The organism is Aggregatibacter valvarum (assembly GCF_980468985.1).
This window is the reverse complement of sequence record NZ_OZ413141.1, coordinates 1,874,344-1,886,772: the sequence shown is the minus strand read 5'-3', so window position 1 is coordinate 1,886,772 and position 12,429 is coordinate 1,874,344. Positions and strand designations below refer to the sequence as shown.

Here is a 12,429-nt window from a genome sequence, read left to right as displayed (position 1 = left end):
AACACAAGGACAAATTATGGAACTGATAAGCGTTATTGCCGGCATTGTACTCATTGCATTATTAATTCTCGGCCTCATTCTTACCCGATTATATCGTCGCGCCAGCAAAGAGGTCTCGTTTGTACGCACCGGTTTTGGCGGTGAAAAAGTGATCATGAATGGCGGTGCGATTGTCTTGCCCGTGTTGCATGAATTGATTCCCGTCAATATGAATACCTTGCGTTTGGAAGTGCGTCGCGCAGCAGAGCAGGCGTTGATTACTCGAGATCGTATGCGAGTAGATGTAACGGCAGAGTTTTATGTGCGAGTGAAACCGACAGCGGAAAGCATTGCCACGGCGGCGCAAACCTTGGGGATGAAAACCATGTCACCAGAGCAATTAAAAGAATTGGTGGAAGGGAAATTTGTTGACAGTTTACGGGCGGTTGCAGCGGAAATGGCCATGGAAGAATTGCATGAAAAACGGGTAGATTTTGTGCAAAAAGTGCAACAAGTGGTTTCGGAAGATTTGTTTAAAAACGGCTTGGAACTGGAAACCGTCTCGCTGACCGGCTTGGATCAAACCAGTTTTGAATATTTCAATCCGCAAAATGCCTTTGACGCGGAAGGTTTAACCCGCTTAACGGAAACCATCGAAGTGCGCCGTAAAAAACGTAACGATATTGAACAGGATACGGATTTGGCGATAAAAACCAAAAATTTGGAAGCCGAACGTACTCGTTTACAAATTTTGCGTGAAGAAGAATATGCCAAATTAGAACAAGAGCGTGAGATTGCGATACGTCGGGCGGAACAAAATGCCGAAATTGCCGGACAGGAAGCGCAGAAAAAACGCGAAGCGGAAGAAGTCAAAATCGCAGCGTCTCGAGAAGTGGACTTAAAACGCATTCTTGCGGAACGTGATATTGAAAATGAAAAAATTCAAAAAGATCAACAAATTGAACGCGCAGAAGTAGAGCGTAAAAAAGCGATTGAATTAGCCGAGCAAGATCGCGCCATTGCCGTTGCAGAAAAATCACGCGCCGAATCGGAAGCCAAAGCGCTGGCAGATAAAGCTCGTGCCTCTGCTGTGCGAGAAGAGGAAAGTGTTATCACAGTGCGTGAAACAGAAAAAGCGGAACGTGCCAAAGCCGTTGAATTGATTGCTGCTCAAGAAATCGCGCAAAAAGATGCCATTGCGATCACGGTTGCGGCGGAGGCGGAAAAGCAAGCCGCATTCGATCGTGCAGAAGCGTTACGTATTGTGGCGGAAGCCGAGGCGGAGAAACAACGTTTACAAGCCAAAGGGGAAGCGGATGCAAAAATTTTGTTAGCCAAAGCCTTGGAACAACAATATAAAGTGGATGCCGAAGGGACCCGCGCCGTCAATGAAGCGGCGAATGTCTTGTCCGTTGAGCAAGTAGAAATGCAAGTTCGCCTTGCGCTATTGAAACATTTACCGGACATTATTCGTGAAAGTGTACGTCCAATGGAAAATATTGACGATATTAAAATTTTGCAAGTCAACGGCCTTGGAGGGTTTGGTACCGCGACATCTGCCGAGCAGGGTGAAGTCGCTTCACAGGCCAGTTTATCTGATCAGCTTGTAAACAGCGCATTACGCTATCGCGGACAAGCACCGCTGGTGGATAATCTGCTAAAAGAGCTAGGCTTAAACGGTGCCGACATCAATGGTTTGACTCAAAATCTTAACCAACAAGTGACAAAATCAAACCACGAATCATAAGGATGAAAAGTGCGGTGGATTTCGATATTCCATCCTACTTACACGAAGAGCAAGCCGCTTTTTTCGCATATGTTTAAAAATGGAGAATTTTTAAACCTATTGTGTTGATATGTTGATTTGATAAACATATACTTCGGATTTGTTTAAAAAAATGAGATTTTTAAAGATGAGACAATGGAGCCCGACGTTTGCGTTTAATCAGCTTCCTGATCTTCCACCGACGGAAGAGTTGGAAACGAAAGACGTTTTAAAGCAAACGATCAAAGCGAGAGCGGCATTAGCGGAGTTAAAACAAGCGGCTGAGCTTATCCCTAATCAGTCGATGTTAATCAATACGTTGCCGATTATGGAAGCGCGTGCAAGTAGTGAAATTGAAAATATTGTAACCACAACAGATAAACTTTTCCGGTCATTACAGCTTGATAGTGAAGAAAATGATGCGGCGACCAAAGAAGCATTGCAATATCGAACAGCCTTATTTTCTGGATTTGAGAATTTAAAGGAGCGTCCACTTTGTACACAAACAGCCGTATTGGTATGTAGTGAGATAAAAGGACGCGCAATGGATATTCGGAAGGTAACCGGAACGGCATTACGCAATGGTGTGAATGGTGAGGTTATTTACACGCCACCGGAAGGAGAGCGGCTGATTCGGGATAAACTAGCAAATTGGGAAACGTTTATTCATAACAATGAAGCGTTGGATCCGTTGATTATTTTGGCGGTTGCGCATTATCAATTTGAGGCTATTCATCCTTTTTTAGATGGTAATGGGCGAACAGGGCGAGTGTTAAATAGTTTATTGCTGATTGAAAAAGGACTTCTTCATTTGCCGATTTTATATTTAAGTCGTTATATTATTGAGCATAAAGCAGATTATTACCGCTTGTTGTTGGATGTCACTGTCAATCAAAATTGGCAAGATTGGTTGTTATATTTCTTAAAAGGGATTGAAGAGACGGCAATTTGGACGTTGAGTAAAATTGAGGCAATCAAAGCCTTGTCTATTGAAACAAAACGTTACATTCAACAATCTTTGCCTCATCTTTACAGTTTAGAATTAGTCGAATTACTGTTTGAGCAACCTTATACTCGCATCGCAAATTTAGAACGAGCAGGCATTGCTAAAAGACAAACCGCGTCTAAATATTTAAAAGATTTGTGCGATGCAGGGGTTTTAAGTGAGCAATCTGTGGGCAGGGATAAATTATTTATTCATCCGAAACTAATGGAGTTGCTGAGAGGTGAGAATAATGTATTTACACCTTATGCAACCAATTAAATAAAAAATCACCGCACTTTTTCTTTCCACCGAAATCATGTGATTCTACTTTGTTGTCATATTTTGGGCGTTATATTGTGATTCCGTCTAAACAAACGTAAACTACCGCCTGATATTTATGATGACAAAGGAGAATTCAATGTTTGCTACTAAACAACAAGTATTAGATGCCTTCCATTTTCGCTGCGCAACACGTTATTACGATCCTGAGCGCAAAATCAGCCGAGAAGATTTTGACTATATTTTAGAACTTGGACGCCTGTCGCCAAGTTCCGTAGGATCCGAGCCATGGCAATTTTTAGTGGTGCAAAATCCCGAATTACGCCAAGCCTTAAAATCGGTGAGTTGGGGCATGGCAACGCAGTTAGATGATGCCAGCCATGTGGTGGTGATTTTGGCGAATAAACATATGCGTTACGATTCTGAGGATTTTCGTGCAAACCTTGCACGTCGCGGCTTAACGGAAGAACAAATGCAAGCCAATATGGCAACCTATCAACGCTTTCAAACAGAACACATAAACGTGTTGGAAAACGACCGCACTTTATTTGACTGGGCGAGCAAACAAACCTATATCGCCCTTGCCAACATGATGACGGGTGCGGCCTTAATCGGTATCGACAGTTGCCCGATCGAAGGGTTTAACTATGCCGAAGTCAACCGTATTTTGGCGCAAACCGGTGCGTATGACGCAGAAAAATATGCGGTGTCCGTTGCGGTGACGTTTGGTTATCGTGCCAAAGACATTCGCCCGAAATCCCGCAAGCCACTCAATGAGATTGTACATTGGATCGAATAATTTTTTCTCAAATCCGCTCTTTGTTGTCATGGCTTAAAAGAGCAGATTTTTTACGTTTTGGAGACTGAAATGTCACGACATTTATTTACGGCAGGCAAACCGCGTTCTCTGCTGTTCCCGATTTTTTTCTTTTCTTTGGTGAATCTCATTGTCTTCACCCTGTCCCGTCTCGGTTTGTCTTTATGGCAACTAGATCGGGTCAATGCGGTGGATGGCTGGGGGCAGTTATTCTTGCAAGGCTTACGCATGGACGTGGTGTCTTTGTGTTATTTATTCGGCGTGCCGGCATTATTGACCGTGTTGCTATATCATCAAAACGCGTTAGGGCGCATTTGGCAGCATATTTTGCGTTTTTGGTTGACGGCCGGCAGTGTGTTTATCGTGTTTATGGAACTGGCGACACCGGCGTTTATTGAGACCTATGATTACCGCCCGAATCGTCTGTTCATCGAATATTTGATTTACCCGAAAGAAGTGTTTTCCATGCTGATGGAAGGGCATTTAAGTGCGGTCATTTTTAGCCTCGTTTTTACGTTGATTGCCGTGGTGGTGTATTGGAAACTGGCCGGTTGGGCGGTGCGCAATATCACACCAATGCGTTGGACGTGGCGGCCTATGGTCGCGTTGTTGGTGATTGCCTTGAGTTTTCTCGGTGCGCGTTCCAGTTTTCAACACCGCGGGATTAACCCGGCCATGGTGGCGTTTTCTTCTGATGCCATGGTGAACTCTTTGGTGCTGAATTCAGGTTATTCTGTAATTTATGCGGCGCAGCAATTTAAAGACGAAGGTACCTCTTCCGAAGCCTACGGCAAAATGGAGGTAGAAGAAATGCTCTCCATTGTGAAAAACAGCGGAAGCCGTCCGCCAGAGGCTTATCTTTCCAAGGAAATTCCAACCTTGACCCGTAACCAAGCCACTTACCAAGGCAAACCGAGAAATATCGTGATTATTTTGGAAGAAAGCTTTGGCGCGCAATTTATCGGTACGCTAGGCGGTTTACCATTGTCGCCGGAATTTGACAAGTTGGCACAGCAAGGCTGGTTGTTTGATAATTTATATGCCACCGGTACCCGTTCCGTACGCGGTATTGAAGCGGTTACCGCTGGTTTCACACCAACGCCGGCACGTGCTGTGGTTAAACTTAACAACAGCCAACGCGGTTTCTTCACCTTGGCACAACTATTAAGCCAACAGGGGTATGATACGTCCTTTATTTATGGCGGGGAAAAGCACTTTGATAACATGGCGGGCTTTTTCTACGGAAACGGCTTTAAGCGCATTATCGACCAAATGGATTATCAAAACCCAAGCTTCACCGGGACTTGGGGCGTGAGCGACGAAGACTTGTTTACTAAAGCCAATGAGACGTTTACCCAATTACACAAAGAAGGCAAGCCGTTCTTTAGCCTCGTGTTCAGCTCCAGCAACCACGATCCGTTTGAATTCCCAGATGGCAAAATCGAGCTTTACGAACAACCGAAAGCCACGCGCAACAATGCGGCAAAATATGCAGACTATGCGATCGGGCATTTCTTCAAACTCGCAAAAGCCTCTAATTATTGGCAAGACACGATTTTCTTAGTGATTGCCGACCACGACTCTCGGGTGGCTGGCGCCAGCTTGATGCCAATTAAGCATTTCCATATTCCGGCATTGATTTTGGGCGAAGGCATCGAACCGCGTCGCGATAATCGTTTGGTTAGCCAATTCGATATGCCGACTACCTTGCTTTCTCTGGCAGGCATTAGTGGCGATTACCCGATGATCGGTTATGACCTCACTAAACCAAATGATCCAAACCGCGCCATTATGCAATACGACCAAGTGCAGGCACTGATGCGTGGCAATGACGTGGTGATTCAATTCCCGAAAGTGGGTGCGAAAACTTACCGTTACGACAAAGCTACCGAAACCTTGACGGAAGCAGACGTACCACAAAGTATGGTCAAAGAAGCCTTGGCTCACGCGCTGTTAGGTAGCTATTTGTATAAACATCGTTTATACACCACACCGGAAATTAAACAGGCGGAAAGCAAGCGCTGATTTTAAGAGGAAAAGTGCGGTAAAAATTACCGATAGAAATTCACGGTGGATTTTAACCGCACTTTTTTGTTTTCTGTCATCGCAGCTCATCCTCTTCCCATTACCTCTTTTTTCATAAAAATTTTTGTAAGAAATTATCGGCGAGTTCCGTCTAATAAGCATGTAGGAAAGCATTCGTTTTCTTACGGTTTTTCTTAATGAAAAAAATTCAACACATCTTAATAGGATTAAAGGAGTTTCTTATGAAAAAAATGACATCATTCGTCACATTAGCCGGTGTGCTTGGCATGGCAATGGCTTTTCAAGTTTCTGCTGAAATGAAAAATATGCAACCAATGGAACAGCAAATGGAACATAAAATGGACAGCATGAAGGATGCCAAGCCGATGATGGATAATAAAATGGATAAGATGAAAGAAGGAAAATCAATGAAGCATGATATGAAGAAAAAGATGAAATCAGATAAAAAAATGATGGAAAATAACATGGAACAGGGCATGAAAGAGAATGAACCTATGAAACCGAAAATGTAACTTATTTTAAATAAGGTTCATCTTCTTTTTGAATGAAAAGGCTTGTGATAAACAAGCCTTTTCACAAAGTACATCATTCATATCCATGAATTCTTTGGTATGGGCTTTCTTTGTGAAAGAGATGGGATTATGATGAATACTCATGAGTACAGATAAAACGGATTTTCTTATGTCTTCAACGATGCCGTTGGCGTTTCAATCGATTTCATCTCAGCAAATACAAGCGATTCGGGATCAAATGTTAAAATTTGCACTGCTGCAGTTGCGCGATAAGGATTTGGCGGAAGATGTGGTGCAGGAAGCGCTGGCAAAGGCGTATCAGCATGCGGCGTCATTTAAAGGTGCAGCTGCGTTAAAAACGTGGTTTTTTGCCATTTTGAAAAATCAGATTATTGATTTATTGAAGTATCGGCAGCGTGTGGTGACGGTTTCAGAGGTGAGCGATGACGATGATCCCAATGTGTTTTTTGATCAAGAAGGACACTGGGATCGTAGTCGATTTTTACCCTCTACGTGGGAAGAACCCCAAGAACAGGTATATAAAAAAGAGTTTTGGATTATTTTTGAAGCCTGCTTGGATCATCTGCCGGCACAGCAAGCCCGTGTTTTTATGATGCGAGAATATTTTGATATGCAAAGTGAACAAATTTGCCAAGAATGTGAGTTATCCACCTCTAATTTGCACGTGTTGCTATACCGCGCCCGCTTACAATTACAAGCGTGTTTGTCCCACCATTGGTTTGATCATACGGATAACGCCGGAGAGAAATAATGAAATGTCGTCAAGTGACTCAATTAATTTCTAAGCATCAAGAAAACCCCTTGTCTCTATTAGAACAAGGACAAGTTTATCTGCATTTGGCGATGTGTCCTTATTGCCGAGCGTTTCATAAAAATTGTCATAAAATGCATCAGTTAATGCGAACGTTTTCTGTACAAGGAGAACGTCGAGACTAAATTTACCTCACGAGGTGGTGACTGTGTTTTCTATGCTGACTTGCGATGACAGGCTTCATAAAGCGGTAAGAGTTCGCGAATGCTATTGACGATAAATTGGGTCGCATCCAGTGAATCCAGTTCGGCTTTTTCTGCATTTCGCCCGATGCACCAAAAATCCTCATCAGAACGTAGCGTTAAATCAGCCGGCGAAAGCGTCTTGACTTGACGAAAATCATCGTATTCGCTTTCATCACCGCGCCAAATATCAAACTCTGCAAAGGTGGTAAAGTCCACATTTTCGAGCCATTGGTTATATTGTTGCACATTAATTTGTGAACGATCGGCGCGATAGCAGTGCCAATCTAAACTGACGGACAAACGGCGAGAGTTTAATAATACCGATAAAATCGCCGCGGAATTAAGATGATCTTCATACTTAAAATAAGCAAAAAAATGTCCGCGTACCTGCCACCCATTCGTCCAACTTTCAATATGCGGTTTAGCAAAAGGCGCACCGAGTTCTGTGGACGCTTGCAAAATGGTCGCTTTCCAGTTTTCCCAATGGGCTTTATAGTCAGCTTTAATGCGCGGAATCTCTTCCGGGCAAAATTTTTTCATTTGAGCAAATTGGAAAAAAGGAAGATTAAACAGCTCACAAGCACTGGCATTAATTAGGTTCATGTTTAACTCATTTGTGTAAAGAAATCGCGAATGCCCACCAACATATTGTTAATGGCAACGGCGGCTAAGATTAATCCCATGACGCGACTAATCACCGCTGCGCCGGTGTTACCAATCCAGCGTTGAATGCGGTTGGCGGCAAGGAATAAAAGATAGGTAATCAACAACACAGAAAGCATGATTAAGGTTGTCATGGTTTGATCGAACAGGCTGAAACGATGGTTGTCGGTGAGCAACACAATCGCCATCATGGCGCCGGGTGAGGCAATAGACGGCACGGCTAACGGATAAACAGCCAGTTCGTTGAGATTGGATGAAAGTTTAATTTCTTGTTCCGGTTTGCCTTCACCGAAAATCATGGTCAAGGCGAACAGCAATAACACCAAACCGCCGGCAATTTGGAAGGCGGTGAGGGGAATTTGCATGGCTTCTAACAAGGCTTGTCCGGCGATGAGGAAGAAAATCAAAATACCGGCGGAAATCATCACGGCTTTACGTGCGATTTTTCGGCGATCTTCTACGGATAATCCAACGGTTTTGGTTAAATAGACAGGAATGGAGCCAATCGGGTCAATAACCGCCCATAGCACGACAAATTGAACGACGAGAGAATCAAACATTGGCAACTCCAATAAAAAAGTGGAAAATAACCTACGTATTTTATGAACTGATATCTTATATTAAATTCGTTATAAACCAATGCTTTTTTTCACAAATTTAACCCTAAAACGGGGCTTGACTACGCTCCTTGAAAACGCCAATGCCACCATTAATCCAGGTCAAAAAGTTGGTCTAGTCGGCAAAAACGGTTGTGGCAAATCCTCCTTATTTGCGTTGCTTAAAAATGAAATGAGCGCCGAAGGTGGCGAGGTGTCTTTCCCGTCAACGTGGGCGTTGGCGTGGGTGAATCAAGAAACGCCCGCACTGGATTGTCGCGCCATTGATTATGTGATTCAGGGCGACCGTGAATACAGCCGTCTGCAACAGGCATTGCAACAAGCGAACGCGGACAATGACGGCAATGCGATTGCTTCTTTACACAGCCAACTTGATGCCATTAATGCTTGGACGATTGAAGCACGCGCCGGCGAATTATTGCATGGTTTGGGATTTTCTCAGGCGGAATTGGAACAGCCGGTGAAGGCATTTTCCGGTGGTTGGCGGATGCGGTTGAATTTGGCTCAAGCCTTGATTTGTCGCTCTGATTTATTATTGCTCGATGAACCCACCAACCACTTAGATTTGGACGCCGTGATTTGGCTGGAGCGTTGGTTAAAACAATATCCGGGCACATTGATTCTGATCTCGCACGATCGCGATTTTTTAGACCCGATTGTCGGCAAAATTCTGCATATTGAACAACAAAAACTCAATGAATACACGGGCGATTATTCTTCCTTTGAATTGCAACGGGCAACGAAATTGGCGCAACAAAATGCCATGTATCGTCAACAACAACTGAAAATCGATCACTTGCAGCGTTATATCGACCGTTTCAAAGCCAAAGCCACCAAAGCCAAACAGGCGCAAAGCCGTATTAAGGCATTGGAACGCATGGAAAAAATTGCGCCGGCGTATGTGGATAATCCGTTTCATTTTGAATTTCGTGAACCGCTCTCCCTGCCAAGTCCTCTATTAATGATGGAAAACGCTTCTGCCGGTTATGGTTCGGGTGAAAGTGCGGTGGAAATTTTAAGTAAAATTAAACTGAATTTGGTGCCCGGTTCACGTATCGGGTTGCTCGGTAAAAATGGTGCAGGGAAATCCACCTTAATTAAATTATTGGCAGGCGAAATCCCCCCGACCGGCGGCACGATTCAATTGGCGAAAGGTGTGCAGTTAGGCTATTTCGCACAACATCAATTAGATACGCTACGTGCGGATGAAAGCGCCTTGTGGCATTTGCAAAAAATTGCGCCTCAACAAACAGAACAACAACTTCGCGATTATTTAGGTGGCTTTGCTTTTCACGGCGACAAAGTGAATCAGCCGGTGGCATCTTTTTCCGGTGGTGAAAAAGCGCGTTTGGTGTTGGCGCTTATTGTGTGGCAACGTCCGAACTTACTGTTGCTGGATGAACCGACCAACCACTTGGATTTGGATATGCGTCAGGCGCTGACCGAAGCGTTGGTGGATTATCAAGGCTCTTTGGTGTTGGTGTCGCACGATCGCCATTTGTTGCGGAATACCGTGGATGAATTCTATTTGGTGTATGACAAGCAAGTGGAAGAATTTAAAGGTGATTTGGCGGATTATCAGAAGTGGCTGAACGAGCAGAATGCACAACCAGCAGAGATAAAAGCACAAAATGAGCCCAGCGAAAATGAAAATTCTGCTGCCAACCGCAAGGAACAAAAACGCAAGGAAGCGGAACTTCGCCAACAACTTGCGCCATTACGCAAACAGGCAACGGAGCGAGAAACTCAAATGGAAAAACTGGGGGCGAAATTACAGCAGATTGAAACAGATTTGGCGGATCCGAGTTTGTACGACGCAGAAATGAAAGCAAAATTGACCGCACTTTTAGCCGAGCAGGTGCAGGTGAAAAAACAGCTGGAAGAGGTAGAAGTTGACTGGTTGGCACTGCAAGAAAGCATAGAGGACATCATGTCTCAAGCAGAATAAATCGCAAAATAATGCGGTTTTGGAAGCGGTGTCACATTATTTTTAAAAAGATCAAAATTTCACTTGATACTGTATATTGATACAGTTATTATAAGCGCGAATTTTGATAATGATTTTCCCGAGGTAAAAAATGGCAACTCAAGAAGAAAAACAAAAAGCGCTCGAAGCCGCGTTAGGTCAAATCGAAAAACAATTTGGTAAAGGCGCCATCATGAAATTAGGCGACAGCCAAAAATTGGATATTGAAGCGATTTCCACCGGTTCCTTCGGTCTTGACTTAGCGTTAGGGATCGGCGGTTTGCCAATGGGACGTATCGTTGAAATTTTTGGCCCGGAATCTTCCGGTAAAACCACCTTGACGCTTTCTGTTATCGCCGAAGCGCAAAAAGCGGGTAAAACCTGTGCCTTTATCGATGCAGAACATGCCTTAGACCCAATTTATGCCTCTAAACTGGGCGTGGATGTGAAAGAGTTGTTGGTTTCTCAACCGGACAACGGTGAGCAAGCGTTAGAAATCTGTGATGCCTTAGTACGTTCTGGCGCGGTGGATGTGATTATTGTTGACTCCGTTGCAGCCTTAACGCCGAAAGCGGAAATTGAAGGCGACATGGGCGATTCTCATGTAGGCTTGCAAGCGCGTCTCATGTCTCAAGCGTTGCGTAAATTAACCGGACAAATTAAAAATGCCAACTGTTTAGTGATTTTCATAAACCAAATCCGTATGAAGATCGGTGTGATGTTTGGTAACCCGGAAACCACTACCGGTGGTAATGCGCTTAAATTCTATGCCTCTGTGCGTTTAGATATTCGTCGTGTCGGGTCAATCAAAGAAGGCGATGAAGTGATTGGTAACGAAACCCGCGTGAAAGTGGTGAAAAACAAAGTGGCACCGCCATTCCGTCAAGTGGATTTCCAAATTCTGTATGGTGAAGGCATTTCTAAAGAAAGCGAATTGATTGATCTTGGCGTAAAACACAAGCTCATCAGCAAAGCCGGTGCATGGTATGCCTATGAAAACGAGAAAATTGGTCAAGGTAAAACCAATGCGATGAAATGGTTAAAAGAGAATCCGGAACAAGCGAAATTAATTGAAAGCACCTTGCGTGATGAATTGTTAGCGCATCCGGAAACAGCCATTACCGCCGATGTTGAAGACGAAGTAGCTGAATCTGATTTCGAATAAAATAAGTAATAGGTAAAGTGCGGTGAAAAAAGACCGCACTTTTTCTATCTGTTTTTTAACCATAATCACAAGTGACACAATATGTCCTCCCTTGCCCTCAATTATGTGATGAATTTACTTTCTCGCCGTGAATACAGTGAATTTGAACTGCGTTGTAAAATGCAGGAAAAAGCCTTTTCTGAGGAAGACATTGATCAGGTCATTGCGCATTGCCAGCAAAAAAATTGGCAAAGTGATCAACGTTTTACTGAAAGTTATTTGAATAGCCGTTCTCAACGAGGCTATGGTGTGAATAGAATTAAACAAGAATTGCGTCAATTAAAAGGCATTGAAAGTGCCACCATTGAAGCGGTGGTGAGTGAATGTGAGCTGGATTGGTCAGCATTGGCGTTAAAGGTGTTACGCAAAAAGTTTCCCGATTATAAAGAAAAGCAACCGCCGAAAATGCGTCAAAAAATTTGGCAATACATGCTGTCACATGGTTTTAATCAAGAGGATTTTGCGGATTATGTGGGCAGTGGTGAACGCGAAGACGAGTTTTGATCTCGAAAAATAACAAAAAAAATGACCGCACTTTGATCTGCACCCCAAAACCTGGACACCTATTTTGAGGTGCAG

The 12,429-nt window shown here is 43.8% G+C and carries 12 protein-coding genes; 10 read left to right on the top strand and 2 right to left on the bottom strand.

All coding sequences use genetic code 11. The features are described 5' to 3' along the window. Window positions 1–16 precede the first annotated feature (16 nt). The 7 genes from AC30SF_RS08950 to AC30SF_RS08920 all read left to right on the top strand — a co-directional run bounded on the left by AC30SF_RS08950 (window position 17) and on the right by AC30SF_RS08920 (window position 7,340). Window positions 17–1,726, top strand: a complete 1,710-nt coding sequence (locus AC30SF_RS08950) for a flotillin family protein (protein WP_489608218.1) — start codon at window positions 17–19, stop codon at window positions 1,724–1,726. A 166-nt stretch (window positions 1,727–1,892) separates the two neighbouring features. After that, entirely contained in the window at window positions 1,893–3,008 is a 1,116-nt protein-coding gene (gene fic / locus AC30SF_RS08945; RefSeq protein ID WP_489608217.1) for a protein adenylyltransferase Fic, read from the top strand. Window positions 3,009–3,147: 139 nt separating this feature from the next. Then, window positions 3,148–3,807: an NAD(P)H-dependent oxidoreductase gene (locus AC30SF_RS08940; protein WP_489608216.1), complete on the top strand. Its 660-nt coding sequence runs from the start codon at window positions 3,148–3,150 to the stop codon at window positions 3,805–3,807. 69 nt (window positions 3,808–3,876) lie between these two features. Beyond that, entirely contained in the window at window positions 3,877–5,850 is a 1,974-nt protein-coding gene (locus tag AC30SF_RS08935) for an LTA synthase family protein (RefSeq protein WP_489608215.1), read from the top strand. A 242-nt stretch (window positions 5,851–6,092) separates the two neighbouring features. Then, entirely contained in the window at window positions 6,093–6,383 is a 291-nt protein-coding gene (locus AC30SF_RS08930; protein WP_489608214.1) for a hypothetical protein, read from the top strand. Window positions 6,384–6,564: 181 nt separating this feature from the next. After that, complete coding sequence (locus AC30SF_RS08925) at window positions 6,565–7,155, top strand: sigma-70 family RNA polymerase sigma factor (RefSeq protein WP_489608324.1); 591 nt, start codon at window positions 6,565–6,567, stop codon at window positions 7,153–7,155. Beyond that, on the top strand, window positions 7,155–7,340 hold the full coding sequence (locus tag AC30SF_RS08920; protein ID WP_489608213.1) for an anti-sigma factor family protein: 186 nt from the start codon (window positions 7,155–7,157) through the stop codon (window positions 7,338–7,340). Before AC30SF_RS08925 ends, AC30SF_RS08920 begins: the two co-directional genes overlap by 1 nt. Window positions 7,341–7,370: 30 nt before the next feature. On the opposite strand, the gene AC30SF_RS08915 is transcribed toward AC30SF_RS08920, so the two are convergent. Together AC30SF_RS08915 and AC30SF_RS08910 are read right to left on the bottom strand one after the other, a co-directional pair. Then, a complete protein-coding gene (locus AC30SF_RS08915; protein ID WP_489608212.1) occupies window positions 7,371–8,003 on the bottom strand; it encodes an HI_0552 family protein in 633 nt (210 codons plus the stop codon). A 2-nt stretch (window positions 8,004–8,005) separates the two neighbouring features. Further along, entirely contained in the window at window positions 8,006–8,623 is a 618-nt protein-coding gene (locus AC30SF_RS08910; RefSeq protein WP_021615505.1) for a MarC family protein, read from the bottom strand. Window positions 8,624–8,702: 79 nt separating this feature from the next. Here AC30SF_RS08910 and AC30SF_RS08905 point away from each other — a divergent pair, with 79 nt between their 5' ends. The 3 genes from AC30SF_RS08905 (at window position 8,703) to recX (ending at window position 12,354) form a co-directional block, all read left to right on the top strand. After that, window positions 8,703–10,628 (top strand): ABC transporter ATP-binding protein, encoded by a 1,926-nt coding sequence (locus tag AC30SF_RS08905; RefSeq protein WP_489608211.1) that lies wholly within the window; start codon window positions 8,703–8,705, stop codon window positions 10,626–10,628. 130 nt (window positions 10,629–10,758) lie between these two features. Continuing rightward, entirely contained in the window at window positions 10,759–11,811 is a 1,053-nt protein-coding gene (recA, locus tag AC30SF_RS08900) for a recombinase RecA (protein ID WP_295973084.1), read from the top strand. Window positions 11,812–11,892: 81 nt separating this feature from the next. Beyond that, complete coding sequence (recX, locus tag AC30SF_RS08895; protein ID WP_485860492.1) at window positions 11,893–12,354, top strand: recombination regulator RecX; 462 nt, start codon at window positions 11,893–11,895, stop codon at window positions 12,352–12,354. Window positions 12,355–12,429 lie beyond the last annotated feature (75 nt).

Bases quoted from the DNA above. Each gene is read 5' to 3' on its own strand.
- AC30SF_RS08950 (WP_489608218.1), top strand. From the start codon at position 17: ATGGAACTGATAAGCGTTATTGCCGGCATTGTACTCATTGCATTATTA.
- fic (WP_489608217.1), top strand. From the start codon at position 1,893: ATGAGACAATGGAGCCCGACGTTTGCGTTTAATCAGCTTCCTGATCTT.
- AC30SF_RS08940 (WP_489608216.1), top strand. From the start codon at position 3,148: ATGTTTGCTACTAAACAACAAGTATTAGATGCCTTCCATTTTCGCTGC.
- AC30SF_RS08935 (WP_489608215.1), top strand. From the start codon at position 3,877: ATGTCACGACATTTATTTACGGCAGGCAAACCGCGTTCTCTGCTGTTC.
- AC30SF_RS08930 (WP_489608214.1), top strand. From the start codon at position 6,093: ATGAAAAAAATGACATCATTCGTCACATTAGCCGGTGTGCTTGGCATG.
- AC30SF_RS08925 (WP_489608324.1), top strand. From the start codon at position 6,565: ATGCCGTTGGCGTTTCAATCGATTTCATCTCAGCAAATACAAGCGATT.
- AC30SF_RS08920 (WP_489608213.1), top strand. From the start codon at position 7,155: ATGAAATGTCGTCAAGTGACTCAATTAATTTCTAAGCATCAAGAAAAC.
- AC30SF_RS08915 (WP_489608212.1), bottom strand. From the start codon at position 8,003: ATGAACCTAATTAATGCCAGTGCTTGTGAGCTGTTTAATCTTCCTTTT.
- AC30SF_RS08910 (WP_021615505.1), bottom strand. From the start codon at position 8,623: ATGTTTGATTCTCTCGTCGTTCAATTTGTCGTGCTATGGGCGGTTATT.
- AC30SF_RS08905 (WP_489608211.1), top strand. From the start codon at position 8,703: ATGCTTTTTTTCACAAATTTAACCCTAAAACGGGGCTTGACTACGCTC.
- recA (WP_295973084.1), top strand. From the start codon at position 10,759: ATGGCAACTCAAGAAGAAAAACAAAAAGCGCTCGAAGCCGCGTTAGGT.
- recX (WP_485860492.1), top strand. From the start codon at position 11,893: ATGTCCTCCCTTGCCCTCAATTATGTGATGAATTTACTTTCTCGCCGT.